The following is a 17,619-nucleotide window of genomic DNA, read 5'->3' as shown; positions in this document are numbered from 1 at the left end:
AAGATGAGGAGGAGAAGTCGTTGTATATTCGAGTTTTGGATGAACGTGATGCCAAGATATATCAAGAATTAAGATTAAGTGCGCTGCAAATCAGTCCAGAAGCATTTGGCTCCACGTATGAGCGAGAAGTTCATTTTACATTGGAAATGGTTGCTGATCGTATTAAGCCAACAAGCGGTAAGTTTGTACTTGGGGCATTGGATGAACAGGGATCGCTTGTTGGATCCATCTCTTTTGTAAGAGAGAGCAGTCTGAAGACAGCACATAAAGGCAATGTTTATGCGATGTTTGTTGCTTTGAATCAGCGAGGTCAAGGTTTGGGGAAAAAGCTGCTGATTGAGCTTATTCGGAGAGCTAGTGAATGCGAAGGCGTTGAGCAAATCAACTTAGCTGTTATGTCACATAATGAAGCAGCGAAAAAACTATATACCTCCCTTGGATTTGAGGTTTATGGGGTGGAGCGTAACGCACTGAAATATAATGGTCAGTATTATGATGAGGATTTGATGGTTAGGAGATTGAATGAATAGGAATAAAGCGATGATTTCAATCATTGTGTTATTGCTTCTCATTGCCTTCTTTCCTTTGAAATGGTTATTCGAACAAAATAAATCTTTGTACGATCAAATTGAGCATGTCATTACGGCTAAAGATTCCGATTTCAAAGAACTTCTACATATACATGCCGATAGGAAGCGAACTTTAGCTTTTTATACGACGAATAAGTCAGAACTATGTGTAGTTTTACTTAAGAAGAAACTTCATGGATACTCCTGGGGTGCGTATATCAATAGAAGTTCAATGTTTGTTGGTCGAGAATTAAGCTGGCAAGGATCAGAAAGTCAAGAAACCGACATTCATCTATTGTATGGGGTTGTTGAAAACCCGGAAATCACTCAGATACTTTTAATAAGTGAAGATAGTCAGCCAGCACATATAATTAAAAAGGGTGAGAATGCCATATGGTATTTCTTAGCCGAGAGCAGTTTGAAGAGTCCAATTACGATTCAGGCATCGAATAAAAATGGAAAAACCTTGTATGAAACGGGGAATGCTGAGTTTTGGAAGCAGCCCATTTTGAACATTTATCCGCAAATAGCGTATCCTAGTTCTCTTTAATCAAAAGGCTGTCTCTTTCGAGACAGCCTTTTCGTGCTAATTATTCTGACGTAGGGCTAGAAGGAGCGAATTGATTAGAAAACATCCGAGAATACGTTCCTTTGTGGCTCATTAACGCGTTGTGATTGCCTTGTTCGGCGATCTCACCTTGATCGATAACCATAATCGTATCCGCATTCCGGATCGTGTTCAGTCTGTGTGCAATAATGAAGCTCGTGCGCCCCTTCATGATGGAGAGAAGTGCTTCCTGAATATGAAGCTCTGTCCGTGTATCAATGCTGCTAGTTGCCTCATCCAGGATAAGAATAGAAGGGTCGGCTAAAATAACGCGAGCTATCGCAAGCAATTGTCGCTGACCTTGGCTTAAGTTCCCGCCATTCTCAGAGAGCGGCGTATCATAGCGCTTAGGCAGTCGATTAATGAAAGTGTCGGCATTTGCCAGTTTAGCTGCTGCAATCACCTCCACATCCGTTGCCTCAGGGTTGCCGTACTTGATGTTCTCCTTAATCGTGCCGGAGAATAAATACGTATCCTGCAGAACGATGCCAAAACTGCGGCGAAGACTGCTTCGGGTATAGGATTTGATATCCCGACCGTCAATTAAGATCGTACCGCTTGTTGCATCATAGAAGCGAGTTACAAGATTCACGATTGTCGTTTTGCCTGCTCCTGTGGGTCCAACGAGCGCTAAGCTGCTACCTGCCGTTGTCTCGAAGCTGACCTCTTTAATAATCGGTCGATCCGACCGATAACCGAAAGTAACGTCTTGGAAGGTAACGTGACCAATTGGTTTCTCCAGATCGATGGCTCCTGGTTCATCCTCCGTTTCTTCCGCCTCATCCAAAACTTCAAATGCACGTTCTGCTCCTGCTACACCGGATTGCAGCACATTATAAGTGTTCGCAATCTCATTTAGTGGTCTCACGAACTGGCGCGAATAGCTTAGGAAGCTTGCAATGACTCCGACCGTAATATGACCTTTTACGGCCAAAATACCACCGACGATGGCTACGGAAGAGAAGCCAATATTGTTGATGACACCTAGGATAGGCATCAGAAATCCAGACCAAATTTGCGCTTTTAATCCAACCTCATACAATCGACCATTTACGTTGTTGAACTCATGGATCGCTTTCTGCTCACGATTAAATGCTTTAACGACAAGTAGGCCGGAAATCGTTTCTTCAATATGGCCGTTCAGCTTGCCAAGCTGTGACTGTTGCTCTTTGAATAACACGCTGGTACGTTTGGTAATTGTTTTGGCCAGCAAGAACACAAGTGGAACTGTAATGAGCGTAGCAAGCGTCAAGGTTGGGCTTAAAATTAGCATCATGATAAAAGAACCAACAATTGCAATAGAGCCTGTCATCAACTGTGTGGTTGCTTGCGAGATTGAGTTGCTGACATTGTCGATATCGTTCGACAGTCGGCTCATGACATCACCATGGCTGCGTCCGTCGAAATAAGCAAGGGGCAGCTTCTGCAGCTTTGCAAACATGGTTTGGCGAAGTCTCCGCACGACACGTTGTGCGAGTCCAGCCATAACCCAGCTCTGCATAAAGGTAAGGCCGCCATCAGCAATGTAAGTGGCAATCAGAACAATCATCACTACGTCAAGAACGCTATAATCAACGACTCCTCCAGCCATGGCATCAACGGCGACACCAATGAGATAGGGGCCAGCTAAGGTTAGGGCAGCATCTGCTAGAATAAACAGAAAGACGATGGTCAACCACTTTCGTTCAGTACCCATATAGGACCAGAGGCGGCGTAAGGTGTTTTTAAAATTTTTGGGCTTCACGGCAGGAGCACGTCCACCGCGACCCAGTGGTCCAGTGATCATCGGGACGTCGGGTGCTTGTTGTCGCGAACTATCATTCGGCTTTGACATGATGTGGCAGCTCCTTTCCGAATTGGGAGTGACATATTTCCATATAGATACGGCAACTGGTCATTAACATCTCATGTGTACCGATGCCAACGATTTCACCATCATCCATTACGACGATCTTATCCGCATCCATAACGGAGGTAATTCGCTGTGCAATAATCAAACAAGTAACGCCTGAGGCAAATTCCTTGAGCGATTGTTTGATTTTCGTCTCTGTTGCGGTATCTAATGCGCTTGTACAATCATCGAGAATCAGAATGTCAGGTTTACGAATAAGTGCGCGAGCTATGGATAGCCGCTGCTTCTGTCCGCCGGATAAGTTCACACCCTTTTGACCCAGCCTAGTTTCATAGCCTTCAGGGAATGCTGCAACGAAGCCATGCGCTTCTGCCATGATCGCGGCTTGCTCAACCTCTTCGTGTGTAGCATTTTCATGGCCCCAACGCAAATTCTCTTCAATTGTGCCGCTAAATAGAATGGTGTTCTGAGGCACAATGGCAATACGATCTCGGAGCTTGGAAGGTTCCAATTCGCGTATATTTACACCATCCACACGGATCGAGCCTGAGCTCGGATCATAGAAGCGGGGAACAAGACTCACAAGACTGCTTTTTCCAGATCCCGTGGAGCCGATGATACCAACCGTTTCGCCAGGGAGGCATGTCAAGTTAATATGTTTCAGAATAGGTTCACCGACAGCTCCGTCATAAGCAAATGACACATCCGTAAAATCGATTCGGCCTCCAGGGCATTGAATGGGAAGGGCAGCGGTATCGTTCCAAGTCATTTCATTGATCTGATTGAACACTTCACCGATCCGTGTAGCTGAGGCTTTGGCCCGAACGAACATATTAAATACCATCGAAATCGTCAGCAAGGCAAACAAAATTTGCGTCATGTAATTGACGAACGCTACGATATGACCAACTTGCATTTGATGCTGATTAACCCGCCAAGCACCTAGCCAAAGCACGGCAACAATACCAAAATTGACAGTGAGCAGGATAGAGGGGTTAAAGATCGCGAGTAGTCTTGTGACCTGAATCGACTTGTCCTGATAATCGATATTGGCTTTCTGAAACTTCCCGGCTTCATGATCAAACCGATTAAATGCTTTCACGACACGTATACCGGACAAATATTCCCTTATCACACGGTTGACATTATCCAGTGCTTTCTGAACGTTAACATACCTGGCAAAACCCACCTTCAAATTCAGAGCCACGAGCACGCCAACGAGCGGAACCACGATAAGTAATACAACTGCCAGATGCATATTCAGCCTTATAGCCATAATTAGACTTCCAATACATAAGATGGGTGCTTTAACAAAAATACGCATGAGACCATTCACAAAATTTTGCACCAGCGTCACATCATTCGTTAATCGTGTAATTAAGGAGGCGCGTTCGAATCGCTCGATATTGGTGAAAGAAAGGGATTGTATCTTTTCAAATAAATCCGCTCTAAGCTCGGTACCGAATTTCTGTGAAACATGGCTGGCGACAATATTCCGAGTAGAAGCTGCGACGGCACCAAACGCTGTGATAAGGAGCATCAAGCCACCCATGCGAAGCACATAATCAAGCCGTTTCTCCGCAACGCCAACGTCCAAAATGTGAGACATGATGGTTGGTTGCATTAAATCCGCAAGCGCTTCCAGCATGACGAAAAAAACAGCCACTAGAAACAATTTCCAGTGCTTCCTGATATATTTTTTCATGAAAATCATTGATGCACACACTCCTCTTCCCGCAGTCCATAGTTCATCCTTAGTTAATAGCCATTTTATAACGTAAGCCATTTCACGTGCAATATAAGGATTGCAATAGCCACATGATAAATCAGAGATAGGATTGGTATCATGCGGTAATTTTAGATAAAATATAGTTAATTCTAGTACGCTATTATGATAGTGAGGTGTAGAAATTGGAGATGGCTGAAATACCAGCGGGAGAAGTCGAATTAAGAGACGATAGAAGGAAAATCAAATGGACAGCTGAAATACGACCGTTCCTTCTTGCTCGGTATCCTGTAACTGTAGGTCAATACGATGCGATTACTGAGCAATTCCCCCCAACAAGTGGCGCGAATCTTAGGCCGATTGTTAATGTTTCTTGGCATGAGGCTATATCCTTCTGTAACTTACTTTCACAGAAAAAGGGACTGAAGCCTTGTTACTCCGTCAGTTCTGATGGCGAACAAGTTAGTTGTGATTGGGAATCAAACGGATATAGACTTCCTACTGAAGCTGAATGGCAATATGCATGTAAAGCTGGGACGACAGGCTATACGTACGGAGAGATTAATAAGATTGCCTGGTTTGCAGGTAATTCAGGGGGCAACGTCCATGAAGTAGGAACAAGGGAACCGAATCCATGGGGGTTATACGATATGTTGGGAAATGTTTGGGAATGGTGTTGGGATGTGTATGATGAAAAAGTTTACGGCACCTATCGCATTTTTCGTGGTGGCAGCTGGGCTGAAGAGGAACGGGGTTGCGGGGCAACCTGTCGTCGTCGTAGTCATCCAACATTTTGCATAGATGATCTTGGATTCCGACTTGCAAAATCTTTATAACGAAGTCACTATGTCACAGTGGATAAATAATCATATAAAATCGAAAAGGAAAGGTTGTGAGTATCATGAGTCAAGCGTTGATTGCTGCGGTTGAGCGGAATGATATCGCAGAATTAGAACGACTTGTAGAACATGGGTTCGAATTAAATGAGCGAGACAACAGAGGTAGAACGGCTATCATGGCGGCAACGCATGCCAACAATCCCAAGATCGTAAAGATTTTGATTGAAGCTGGAGCAGATATCAATTTGAAAGATGATAAGCAGGATAATCCATTTCTTTATGCTGGGGCTGAAGGACGTCTTGAAATATTGAAGCTGCTTATAGAAGCTGGTGCCGACACGAAACTGACTAACCGTTACGGTGGGAATGCCCTCATACCAGCAGCAGAAAAAGGTCATGTTGAAAACGTAAACGTGTTGCTTTCAACGACAGATGTGGATGTCAACCACATTAATAACCTAGGTTGGACTGCCTTACTTGAAGTGACCATTTTGAGCAAAGGCGGACCAAAGCATCAGCAAATTACCCGACTGCTGCTAGACCATGGTGCGAATGTAAATATTGCGGATCGGGATGGCGTTACGCCACTTCAACATGCTAAGCGAAATGGCTTTACAGAAATTGAACAAATACTAAAGCATGCAGGAGCGCAATAATACGGAACAGGAACAAACGGGTATGATCAAACGGCAGCAGTCTAGTACTTTTTTTTCGAGTCCTAGTCGGTCGCTGTTTTTTTGTTCGCATTATTGTCTATACGTATACCTGAAAATATGTCCAATGGTTCATGAATATCGTCATGGTAACGTTTTCTCGAAAACCTTATAGTTAAATTGTGGTTAACTTAGACGAGCGAAGGAGGGCACAGTATCCGAATTGGCAATTGGAGAAACCTAAAGATACAGGTACGGGGATGGCAAGCAAAGGAAAGAGCGATCTAAGGTCCATTGGCGTGGGAACTCCTTAGAATCGCTCTCGGTAGTGAGAATGAATTTCAGTTGAAATTCACAGCTCACTACAATTTTGACACAAACTCAGCTGGATAAGCAAGTGTAAATTGTGTGTTTAAAATTGAAGGGAGTTAAAAAGACGATGAGAAAAATGAAAAGCTTACAGATGATGGGTGCAGCAAGTTTGTCGATGGCTTTGGTTTTGGCAGGATGTTCGTCTACGAAAACGGCAGAAACTTCCCCGGCTGCGGTTTCTCCAGCAGCAACACAAGCGGCAGCGGCAACGAAAGCGCCTGAGCCAGCAAAAAGTGGAGAGAAAGTTACCGTTAACTTTTGGAACCCTTTCTCAGGTAATGATGGCCCTTTTATGAAGAAAATCGTAGATAACTATAATAAATCGCAAGATAAATATACGGTAAAAATGACAATTCAACCGAATGGTGACTACTATAAGCTGCTGGATACAGCCATCGCTACGAAAAAAGGTGTACCGGATGTTGCGATCATGCATCTTGACCAAACACCGACGTACATTGCCAAGGATCAGCTGCAACCGCTCGATGCCATTGCTAAAGCTGTGGGCGTTGAGAAAAGCAACTTCCCACCAGCAACGGTGGAATACTCGACGAAGGACAATAATTGGTACAGCATTCCGCTTGATATTCATCCTCTAGTCATGTATTACAATAAAGATTTGTTTAAAGCAGCCGGTATTACGAAAGTACCAACGAATCGTCAAGAGTTCGTCGATGCAGCAGTCAAGTTAACCGATGCTTCCAAAGGTATTTGGGGAGCAGCAATGCCAACCTTCTGGATCCAAAACTTCTTGTTCCCGACGGTATTATTCCAGAACGGCGGCGATTTCTTAGACGATAAAGGTAACATTGCTTACAACTCACCTGCAGGTGTAGAAGCGGTTACCTTTATGAGAAGCTTAACAACGATGAAGGTTTCCCCTCCAACCGTTGCAGCAGATGGCGATTTCAACCTGTTCCAACAAGGGAAAAGTGCGATGCACTTTAATGGTCCATGGTCGAAGGATGCCTTCGATAAAGCGAAAATTAATTATGGGGTAGCTCCGGTTCCACAGCTTGGTACAGTAAAACAAGCCGTATTCGGCGGATCTCATAACTTCGTTATTCCAAAAGGAACAACAGATGCAGCGATTCTTGCAGGTGTTGGTGATTTCCTGAAATATGTGAATGCGAATTCCATTGATTGGGCAGAGTCCGGTCAAGCTGTAGCATCCAAAGTCGTTCGTGATAGCGCAGCTTTCCAAGCCATGACGCAGCAACAAACCGAAGTAGCGAAAGAATTTGAGTATGTGAAATTTGCACCAAAAGTATTAAATTGGGGTCCGATTTCTGACAGTATCTGGAGCGAGCTTGCTAATGCTCTTCAAGGTAAAAAAGATCCAAAAGCTGCGCTAGATGATGCAGCTGCTAAATCAACTGCAGCCATGAAGAAGTAACCATAGCGAAACAACATGGAAAGGCGGGTACCCAGTACCCGTCTTCCCTTTTAAAGAAGAGGAGGGAATCAAGTGCCTACCCCATCACATTGGAAATCGAAGCTGACTTCAAGCTTATTTATATTACCTTACCTTATTGCTTTCTTAGCCTTTACATTGATCCCCATCATTTACGGGTTCATCATTAGCTTGAAGCAGTACAACCTGCTAGATCCTGTGCATCCGTTCGTGGGTTTAGACAATTACCGGAAAATATTTACGAACGGAACCCAAGAAAATGACTTATTTTTCATTGGAATGAAAGCTACCTTGAAATTCGTCGTGTTTTCCGTTCCTTTTTTAGTCATAGTTGGACTCGGATTTGCCTTATTATTGAATGCACTTCCAGCGAAATTACGATCCTTCTTCCGATCGATCTATTTCATCCCCTATGCTGTATCTGCTACGGTCATGGCGGTTATTTGGAAGCGGATGTTCGACGTCACAGGCGGATTCATCAATCTACTCCTTGCCAAAGTTGGCATTCGTGAGTTCGATCCAGTTCCTTGGCTGTTGGATACGCCTTTCGTGTGGTTTGCACTAGTTATCGCAACACTTTGGTGGACGATTGGCTTCAATATGATCATCTTCGTGAATGCCCTGAATGGTGTCCCTGAGGATCTCTATGAAGCAGCCAAAATTGATGGTGCCAATGGTTGGGACAGACTGAAGAGTATTACACTTCCATTTATTAGACCAGTCTTGATTTTTGTATTGATTACGTCGACGATCGCCTCGTATAACATCTTTGCCCAGCCGAATCTGATGAGTAATGCAGGGGATGAAACGAAGGTGCTGTTGATGGGGATTTTGCAAACGGCCTACACGGCTAGAGAAATCGGTTCCGCTTCCGCAATGGCTATTCTTATGGGTTTAACGATAATGATTGTGTCTGTTATCCAATTCAAAGTCACGAGCAGGAAGGAGTAGAGGACGTTGAAATCACTGAAAATCTTTTATGTGCTGCTTGCTTCCATATTAGGGATCATTTTCATTTTGCCGATATTATGGATGTTTTCCAATTCGTTCAAGACGGATGTAGAGGTCATGTCACCTGTATTTCATTTATTTCCACAAGAGTTTACATGGGATAATTTCCATACTATTTTTGTTGGTGGCGCTGTTGAGGTTCCGATTTTCCGATGGATGTTTAACTCTTTTTTCGTAGGTTTTGCTGCGACATTCCTAGTGATTATATTGGATGCGATGGCTGCCTACGCGTTAGCGAAGTTAGATATTCCTTTTAAAAGAACGATATTCGCCATATTCGTTGGATCGATGATGGTGCCGGGCATTATTTCCTTTCTTCCTCAATATTTGAATTTCAGTAATTTCAATCTGATTAATACGTATTATGTGCTTATTTTGCCATACTCAGGTGGGGCGCTCGGTGTTTTTATGTTAATTCAATTTTTCCAATCATTCCCAAATGAGATTATAGAAGCAGCACGGATTGATGGGGCCAATAAATGGCAGGTATTTACGTCTGTCTTGATGCCATCATCCATCTCAATTGTAACAACGTTAGCGATTTTCACCTTTATGGGTGTATTCAATGACTATGTATGGCCTTTCTTTACTGTGACGGATCTCGAAATGCGTACGTTAACGGCTGGTGTGGCGGTTATGGCGACTGGTAGTTTCGTGCAATCCTATGGCAAATTAATGGCACTTGCGACGTTATCTACAATACCGACATTGATTATTTTCCTCATTGGTCAAAGACAGTTCATTCAATCGATTACTGCAACAGGGGTCAAGCAATAGGGGATAGGTAGAGGTGAGGCTTTTGATGTGGAAATTAAGCATAGTATGTTTGAGTTTGATGATCCTAGCAGGGTGTACGAAGGGAGTTGCAGAGAACAAAGTGAAAGAAACTGAAATCGTCGTTTCTCTGGCGAAAGATGCGAAAACATTTACCAATCCGATTATCGATAATGGGGCAGATCCTTGGGTCACGACCAAAGATGGTACCTACTATTACACGCATACAACCGGAAATTCCATCCGCGTATGGAAATCAAAGACACTGACAGGATTAGCAGATGCTGAGTATAAAGACGTCTGGTTCCCGCCAACATCAGGTCCGAATACATCTAACATTTGGGCGCCTGAATTACATTTTATAGCTGGAAAATGGTACATCTACTATGCCGCTGATGACGGCCAGAATGAGAATCATCGTATGTTCGTGCTTGAATCCGTGTCGGACGATCCACTAGGTGCTTACGTTGATAAAGGGATGATGGACACAGCTGGCCGCTGGGCAATTGACGGGACTACGCTGCAGAAGAAGGATGGATCGCTCTATTTCATTTGGTCGGGATGGGAAGGCGCTGTCAATGTAAGCCAGCATCTCTACATTGCGCCAATGAGCAATCCGTACACGATTAGTGGAAAGCCTGTTGAAATTTCACGTCCCACCTACGATTGGGAATTAGTCGGGAATCCCACGATCAATGAGGGACCGCAGGTCTTGCTGCATGGCGATCGCATTCATGTGATCTATTCGGCTAGCGGCAGCTGGACCGATGACTATTGTCTTGGCATCCTGAGTACGGCGATGAGCAGTGATGTGCTGAATCCAGCTTCTTGGAAGAAGGGGGAGAAGGCAGTTTTTTCTAAAACGGATCAAGTATTTGGACCAGGGCATAACTCATTTACGAAGTCGGTCGATGGCAAAGAGGACTGGATCCTGTACCACGCGGCCAAAACACAAGGCTCAGGCTGGAATCGCAACGTGCGTATGCAGCCTTTCCAGTGGAATAAGGATGGTACGCCGAATTTCGGTACACCGATTGCGGAGGGCGTCCCGATTCCGGTGCCTGGTGGGGAGTAAAATGAGGTGAGGGGGCGTTATCGTCCCCGCGCGAGCGAGAACTCCCGCAGAAGTCGATTTTATCGACTTGCAGAGCTCGAAAATCCGTAATCGCCACACGTGTACCACGCGAGCGAAAACTCCCGCAGAAAAGAAGCTGAAATCCCCTTTCCGGGCATTTCAGCTTCTTTTTGTCTAGAAATCCAAAAATATGTCCATGACTAACGGAAATAGGTCATTGGCTTGCCACAGCTTAAGTTTGTATAATGAAGGCATAGTTTGAAGGCATGGAGGCGATTCATCTGAGCGGAAGACAACGACTAGGTAATCAAGCAGCGAAAGCGACATGTTTTCTTCTCCTGTTGAGCACGTGCACGGTAGGTTGTGACTCAAAGAAAGACCCCACGTTCGATGAGCCTACGGCGAGTAAGCTAAGGATTACCTTTTGGACGCCGTTTAGCGGTGGGGATGGGCAATTTATGGCGGAGCTCATTCAGCAATACAATAATGAGAACAAAGATCATGTGAAAATAGAGCAAATTAACAATAACTCAGGTGATTATTATACAAAGTTGTCCACGGCCATTGTTACCGAAGAGGCGCCGGATATCGCAATCGTTCACTCGGCCAAGTATTCGCAGTACGCACCTGCTGGGTTCCTGACAGATTTGAATGCGCTTGCGATTGAAGCTGGCGTCCATTGGGATGATTTTAACCAGACGATTCTACAAAGTACCTTAGCTGACAATAAGCACCTGGGTATCCCGCTGGATACGCACTTGGAAGTCATGTATTACAACAAGGATTGGCTGAGGCTTGCGGGCCTTTTGGACGAGAAAGAAAAGCCGATTATGGCGAGCGGTGAAGCAGGGTACTTAGAATTTCTGGAGAAAATACGTGCTAGTGTGCCGTCGAATGTTACGCCGCTTGCTGAACCCAATGTACGAATCGATTCATTCTGGATCTGGTACTCCTTCTATAATCAAATGAACCAGGATGGCGGACGATTCTACACCGACGATGGAAAAGAGGCAGCGATTGACAATCCATCTGCTCTGAAATCTTTGGAATTCGTCAATTCGCTATACACGAAGAAGCTCATTTTGCCGAATATTAATGATCAGATTCAAAGCTTTGTGAAAGGCACGGCAGCGACGTTAATTTCAGGTGTATGGGGAACAGGAACGTTCGAGCAAGCGTCAGATTTGCATTTCGGCGTGACCAAAATTCCACAAATCTACGATCATCCTGCGTCGTGGGGTGATTCTCATACCTTTTCGCTTCCCTATCATGAAAAGCCTGATAAACAAAAACAACTCGCTGCGCTTAAATTTGCGAATTGGGTAGCTGCTCATGGGGCTAGCTGGGCGAAGGCAGGGCATATCCCGGCAGTGAAGAATGCTGTTGCTTCCGAGGAGTTTCAAAAGCTGAAATACCGTCCGGACTATGCCAGTGCAGCCGATGATGTGAAATATTTCCCAAATCAACCGCGGCAAGGAACGATTAACGATGAGATTGTGCGTGAGTTTGAGAAGATGATGGCAGGTCAAATCACGCCACAAGAGGTGCTGCAAAATGCGCAAAAGATCATTAACACGAATCTTCAAATCCAGCAAAATACGATTGCAAAATAAGCTGCAGTTACTCAAAGATTTGCCAATCGCGATGAAGTTGATTGCGTTGAGTGCTGTTTTTATAGCGGTACCCCTGGGTATTGCCAGTTATTTAACGTTTACGAGCTATTCGGAATCCATTCAGAAAAATACAGGGAAATATCAGATGGACGTGGTGAAAGAACTGACTGCCAATATCGATACGTACTTAAATGAGCTTAATTTGTTGACATTATTACCTTATCAATCTCCACAAATCATGAAATATTTGGAGGTTGGTGAGCAGACGAGTGCTAATCTCTCGTTTAACGATCGTGTAACGATTGAAGATTTTGCAAAGCGTGTATTTGCCAATGGAAGAGTGGATATTTCCGGTCTGACTCTTTTTCGTACTAGAGGCGGGAATACGTACACAGCAATGTCGGAAGAACAAGCCAATTATATGACGCGCGATGTGAAGAATGAAGTTTGGTACAGCAAGGTATCACAGACTGGGAAGATGGTTTATCTCGGTACATTTAATAAACAGGGGATGGGTACGCTGAATCAAGTGTATTCGTTTGCCAGAAAAATACGAAGTGTGGATACGGGAGCTGATCTCGCTTTCCTCGTCCTTGATGTAGACAAAAATATCATTCGCAATAAGATTGAAGCGATCTCCAATGATAAGAAGAACATCATGATCGTGGATAATGAAGGTTCGATGATTTATAAAAGCATGGTTAGTGGCCCCGATGCGGATCAAATCAAGCAATTTAAAGGTATTGGGACTGTCGTCTATAAACAAGATAACGATTCTGAGCTGGTTTCCTACTATACGTCACCTTTAACGGGTTGGACGATGATCGAGATGGTTCCGCTTGCGGTTTTGTTTCAAGACACGGTTTATGTGAGGAATTATATTATTGGCATTGGTGCGGCATGTTTGCTATTAGCAATCATAATCTTTACTTTATTTGCCCTTCGGATCACGAATCCGATCAGTGAATTACGGAATCTCATGAAGAAAGTTGTCGTAGGTGATTTAGCCGTATCGATTCCGATTCATAGTCGTGATGAAATTGGTCAGCTAAGTCAATCTTTCAATATCATGGTTTCCAAGCTCAGTGATCTGGGTTATCGCCTATATGAGTCGGAGATCAGGGAGAAAAATGCCCAAATATCGGCACTTCAGAGCCAAATAAATCCTCATTTTTTATACAACACGTTAGGTTCTATTAGCATGTATGCTGAAATTCAAGGCAATAAAGAAGTTGTGAAAATGACAAATCATCTTAGTAAACTTTTACGTTACAGTATTAATAGTCATCAGAGCCAAGTTCCTCTCCATATGGAAATCGAGCATGTGACGGGCTATATGGCCATTCAACAAATTCGATTTGAGGATAAAATTAAGTTTCATGTTCGCATAGAACCAGAGTTGCTGGGCTATTCGGTTATTCGCTTTATTTTACAGCCAATCGTGGAGAACGCTATAGTACATGGCATTGATAAAGGAAATGGCTATGGCACCATTAGTCTGATCGGGAAGAAGCAAGATAACCATATGTTGATCCAAATTCAAGATGACGGCGCTGGTATGAGCGCTGCGCATTTACAAAGCTTACTCGATCGGAAGTTCCAAATGACAACAACGGAAGAGGGCACGGGCGGTACTGGTTTAATGAATGTACATCGTAGAATTGCCCTGCGTTATGGGAATCAGTATGGCGTAACAATTGAGAGCAATTTGAAGCAAGGAACGACGATTACATTAACGTTACCGCTGATCGAAAGTCATCACGATGGGAGGATTATAGATGCCTAGTATTTTGATCGTGGACGATGAAACGATTTTCCGCAAAGGGATACGTTTGATGATTACGGACATGCAAAGTGAGTGGAACGTCATTGATGAAGCAACGGATGGTGCAGATGCGTTAGATAAGATTGAAGATCTGCAGCCTGACTTGATCATTACGGATATCAAAATGCCAAGGATCGATGGAATTCAGCTCCAATATATTGTAAAAGAGCGTTATCCGCATATTTCTTGTGTGGTGATGAGCGGTTATAACGATTTTCAATATGCACGTGAATCGTTGCGACTGGGTGCTAAGGATTACCTAATGAAACCTTTTCAGCGGGAAGAGCTATATGCGTTGCTTACAAAGCTGCAGGAAGAATGGTTAACGGAAAAAAGACCGAATAAATCGAGTGGCATGGATCAACAAGTTCAGAATCAAATGCGCCAGCATGTGTTGGCGAGTCTTATCACGGGAAATGTTCACCATGGAGAGGCAGAACTGCTAGATAATGTGGGCATTCAGCTTCCGCATGCCAATATTAGTTGTCTAATAGCCAAGCTGGATCGGGATTCGGTAACGGATGAGCGTTATTATCAGTTGAATCCATCTTTGTTTTCGATCTATATTCAGCAATTTATACAGGAGAGTCTTGATGAAAGCTTCAAAGGTTATGTGTTCATACATCACGAGACGGAAATTGTTGCTTTAATAAACCATGAGAATGTTTCTTCTATCCATGCAGATATGGAAAAGCTGACGAATCGGATTCGGAAGGAAATTCGGGTGCAATCCAATTTTACCCTTACCTTCGGGTTAGGTAGTCCGGCGAAAGACTTGGAATCGATTTCCAAATCCTATAAAGAGGCTGGATTAGCGCTACTTTATCGATTAGTGATTGGCGGAGATCGGTTGCTATCCAACGAGATTGTTGCCGAGATGAAAATGGAAAAGCTCGATTGGCACGCTGCCGATTGGCATTCCTTGAATCAGTTCGTCCAAGAGGGCGACTTAGCAAATGTGCAGCAGCAAGCCAGTCTTTATGTAACGAAGCTATGTCAGCAGTGGAAGGATCCTGAGATTATACACCAACAAATTTGCAAAATGCTGCTGCATTTCTACGAGTTGGCCGTGAATTTGGCCGTTGTGAAGCAATGGCTGCAGAACACGGATGTGAAGCAGGTTTTGGTGGATATTTACTCCTATTCTTCCAGCAAAGAGTTGATAGAGCGCTGTCAGAAGCTTCTGGGTGATCTAACCGTCTGTATCGGGAACCGTCAGAAGAAGATGGTAACCAGTCCTGTCGAAATTGTGGTTCGTTACGTTGAGGAGCATTATGCGGAATCTATCACGTTAAATACGATGGCAGAAATCGTTTATCTCAGTCCGTCCTATCTCAGTTCTTTGTTCAAAAGCAAACAAGGCCAATCCTTCATAGATTTCCTAACGGAGAAACGGATTGAGAAGGCGAAGTCACTTTTACTTTATTCCGATGAAAAGATTCAAGTCATCTCGGATTCTACTGGATTTACGAATATTAGACATTTCAATCGTGTGTTCAAAACGATCACGAATCGGACCCCGTCCGAGTTCCGTGAGGGGAAGAGTATTGCGGGGACAGAGCCGTTCAAGGTTAAGTAAACTTGAGCGGTTTTTTCTGTTTGTTTATTGGTATCCATACCAAATTTTAATAACTGAATAGAATAGAAGGGATACTAGAAAAGTGAAGGAGAGAAAGTAGGATGAAAAAAACACAAGCTGCCAGATTAGAAAATCAGGTGTATTCAAATCGTGTTGCAAGGTCGGAATTCGATAACAATTGGAAGACAAGCGTGACGAGGAGTGGTTATGTTGTTTACACAGCTACTACGAATAACGCAAAAATTCTCGTGTTATTAACCACTGGCTTAAGAAAACTGATTATTTTTAATAAAGGCGGAAAAGTATTTGTCGGCTCTGGTGGGGTAAGTCATTATAGTAAACCGCATAAGGCAAAAGATTTGAATTAAGCAGGCAGAGGGCGGGAAAGAGCGGAGAACGAGGAGATAGTCGAAAAAATCGTCTATCTCTCCGAAGCATGCGTTAGGAGAGTCTGTAAAAATTTAAAAAAAGTAGTACAATTGAACATAAGATGACGTCGTAATGACCTGATTAATATAAAAGCTTATTAAAATTGTGAACAAGAAAGGTGCTCTTTCATGGTAAGTAGTAGAATGAGTATTTCGGTCGATGAATTTTATGGTAAAGCCAAAAGGTGGAAGGATGAATTCGGGGAATTAAGAAGGATTATTCAGGAGTGTCAACTAAACGAAGAAGTGAAGTGGGGTTGTCCTTGTTACACGTTTCAGAATAAAAACATCGTATTGGTACATGGATTTAAAGAATATTGTGCGGTTCTGTTTTTCAAAGGGTCGTTGTTGCAGGATGCAAATGGTGTTCTCATCCAACAAACGGAGAATGTACAGGCGGGGCGCCAGATGCGATTCACGAATGTTCGTGAAATTGCAGCAATGGCATCGATTCTGAAAGCCTATATCTATGATGCCCTTGAAGTTGAAAAAGCTGGCATTGAAGTTAATTTCAAAAAAAGTACCGAATACAAAATCCCTGAAGAGTTACATAGTAAATTTGAAGAAATGCCTGTTTTGAAAACCGCCTTCGAAGCCTTGACGCCTGGACGGCAAAGAGCCTATTTACTTCATTTTTCTGAACCAAAACAATCAAAAACACGGGTTTCCAGAATTGAAAAGTATGAGCAACACATTCTCGAAGGCAAGGGATTACAAGATTAGCCTGTCACACGGTATTACTTTCCGACATTTTCGCATATGATTCGTTATGAACCGAATAACTTAAAGGCTGGGGAGTGGAAGGCTAATGTCTTTTTTTGATAAAGTCAAGCAAGGGGCATCGGAAGCGGCGAAAAAAGCACAACAAACCGTAGAAATAACGAAATTCAAGACACAAGTTTCATTAAAAGAAAGAGAAATTGATAAAATTTACAAAATTATCGGCGAATCGGTTTACACATCTTATCTCTCAGGGGATTACACACAGGTGGAAGCCAATGTTTCGGAGTACTGCCAAGGTATCGCTCAAATCAATCAAGAGATCAGTGAACTCGAGCAGAAGATTGCTGAAGTTCGGAATGAAAAAGAATGCACATGTGGGAAAGTCGTTGCGGCAGACACCAAGTTCTGTTCGTCATGTGGTCATCATTTTGTCTAAGTTGATTGATGTGCAAGGAGATAGGGCAGTTTTCGCAGAGAATGATTCTGTGGGAACTGCTTTATTTTTGGTTGGTCATCCTCCTATGCTATGATAGTGAAAAACAGGAAATTCATGGAGGTA

General features: G+C 43.5%; 16 protein-coding genes. 14 read left to right on the top strand and 2 right to left on the bottom strand.

The genetic code is table 11. From position 1 onward, the window contains the following. Window positions 1-20 precede the first annotated feature (20 nt). Window positions 21-530: a GNAT family N-acetyltransferase gene (locus L6I86_RS03515; RefSeq protein WP_236284667.1), complete on the top strand. Its 510-nt coding sequence runs from the start codon at window positions 21-23 to the stop codon at window positions 528-530. Then, entirely contained in the window at window positions 523-1,119 is a 597-nt protein-coding gene (locus tag L6I86_RS03510) for a hypothetical protein (RefSeq protein ID WP_236284666.1), read from the top strand. The genes L6I86_RS03515 and L6I86_RS03510 overlap by 8 nt, the downstream gene beginning before the upstream one ends. 40 nt (window positions 1,120-1,159) lie before the next feature. Here L6I86_RS03510 and L6I86_RS03505 read toward each other — a convergent pair whose 3' ends face one another. Continuing rightward, entirely contained in the window at window positions 1,160-3,010 is a 1,851-nt protein-coding gene (locus tag L6I86_RS03505) for an ABC transporter ATP-binding protein (RefSeq protein WP_420851840.1), read from the bottom strand. Continuing rightward, a complete protein-coding gene (locus L6I86_RS03500) occupies window positions 2,994-4,742 on the bottom strand; it encodes an ABC transporter ATP-binding protein (RefSeq protein ID WP_236284665.1) in 1,749 nt (582 codons plus the stop codon). The genes L6I86_RS03505 and L6I86_RS03500 overlap by 17 nt, the downstream gene beginning before the upstream one ends. 203 nt (window positions 4,743-4,945) lie before the next feature. On the opposite strand from L6I86_RS03500, the gene L6I86_RS03495 reads away from it, so the two are divergent. The 12 genes from L6I86_RS03495 to L6I86_RS03440 all read left to right on the top strand — a co-directional run bounded on the left by L6I86_RS03495 (window position 4,946) and on the right by L6I86_RS03440 (window position 17,496). Next, complete coding sequence (locus L6I86_RS03495; RefSeq protein ID WP_236284664.1) at window positions 4,946-5,590, top strand: formylglycine-generating enzyme family protein; 645 nt, start codon at window positions 4,946-4,948, stop codon at window positions 5,588-5,590. 65 nt (window positions 5,591-5,655) lie between these two features. Further along, window positions 5,656-6,249, top strand: a complete 594-nt coding sequence (locus L6I86_RS03490; RefSeq protein ID WP_236284662.1) for an ankyrin repeat domain-containing protein — start codon at window positions 5,656-5,658, stop codon at window positions 6,247-6,249. 436 nt (window positions 6,250-6,685) lie between these two features. Beyond that, window positions 6,686-8,014: an ABC transporter substrate-binding protein gene (locus L6I86_RS03485; RefSeq protein ID WP_236284660.1), complete on the top strand. Its 1,329-nt coding sequence runs from the start codon at window positions 6,686-6,688 to the stop codon at window positions 8,012-8,014. A gap of 72 nt (window positions 8,015-8,086) precedes the next feature. Then, window positions 8,087-8,983 (top strand): carbohydrate ABC transporter permease, encoded by an 897-nt coding sequence (locus tag L6I86_RS03480; protein WP_236284657.1) that lies wholly within the window; start codon window positions 8,087-8,089, stop codon window positions 8,981-8,983. A gap of 6 nt (window positions 8,984-8,989) precedes the next feature. Next, window positions 8,990-9,820, top strand: a complete 831-nt coding sequence (locus L6I86_RS03475; RefSeq protein WP_236284655.1) for a carbohydrate ABC transporter permease — start codon at window positions 8,990-8,992, stop codon at window positions 9,818-9,820. Window positions 9,821-9,845: 25 nt separating this feature from the next. After that, a complete protein-coding gene (locus L6I86_RS03470) occupies window positions 9,846-10,892 on the top strand; it encodes a glycoside hydrolase family 43 protein (protein WP_236284653.1) in 1,047 nt (348 codons plus the stop codon). Between the two features lie 266 nt (window positions 10,893-11,158). After that, window positions 11,159-12,505, top strand: coding sequence for an ABC transporter substrate-binding protein (locus L6I86_RS03465; protein WP_236284651.1), 1,347 nt, complete (start codon window positions 11,159-11,161; stop codon window positions 12,503-12,505). Then, a complete protein-coding gene (locus tag L6I86_RS03460; protein ID WP_236284649.1) occupies window positions 12,447-14,291 on the top strand; it encodes a sensor histidine kinase in 1,845 nt (614 codons plus the stop codon). Before L6I86_RS03465 ends, L6I86_RS03460 begins: the two co-directional genes overlap by 59 nt. Further along, window positions 14,284-15,909, top strand: coding sequence for a response regulator (locus L6I86_RS03455; protein WP_236284647.1), 1,626 nt, complete (start codon window positions 14,284-14,286; stop codon window positions 15,907-15,909). The genes L6I86_RS03460 and L6I86_RS03455 overlap by 8 nt, the downstream gene beginning before the upstream one ends. 101 nt (window positions 15,910-16,010) lie before the next feature. Beyond that, window positions 16,011-16,277, top strand: a complete 267-nt coding sequence (locus L6I86_RS03450; protein ID WP_236284645.1) for a hypothetical protein — start codon at window positions 16,011-16,013, stop codon at window positions 16,275-16,277. A 189-nt stretch (window positions 16,278-16,466) separates the two neighbouring features. Further along, window positions 16,467-17,060, top strand: coding sequence for a YdeI/OmpD-associated family protein (locus tag L6I86_RS03445; protein WP_236284643.1), 594 nt, complete (start codon window positions 16,467-16,469; stop codon window positions 17,058-17,060). An 85-nt stretch (window positions 17,061-17,145) separates the two neighbouring features. Then, window positions 17,146-17,496: a hypothetical protein gene (locus tag L6I86_RS03440; RefSeq protein WP_056621408.1), complete on the top strand. Its 351-nt coding sequence runs from the start codon at window positions 17,146-17,148 to the stop codon at window positions 17,494-17,496. The last annotated feature ends 123 nt before the right edge of the window (window positions 17,497-17,619 follow it).

It is taken from the genome of Paenibacillus allorhizoplanae (assembly GCF_927798215.1).
In the GTDB taxonomy this organism is placed as follows: domain Bacteria; phylum Bacillota; class Bacilli; order Paenibacillales; family NBRC-103111; genus Paenibacillus_E; species Paenibacillus_E allorhizoplanae.
This window is presented reverse-complemented; position numbering and strand designations above follow the sequence as displayed.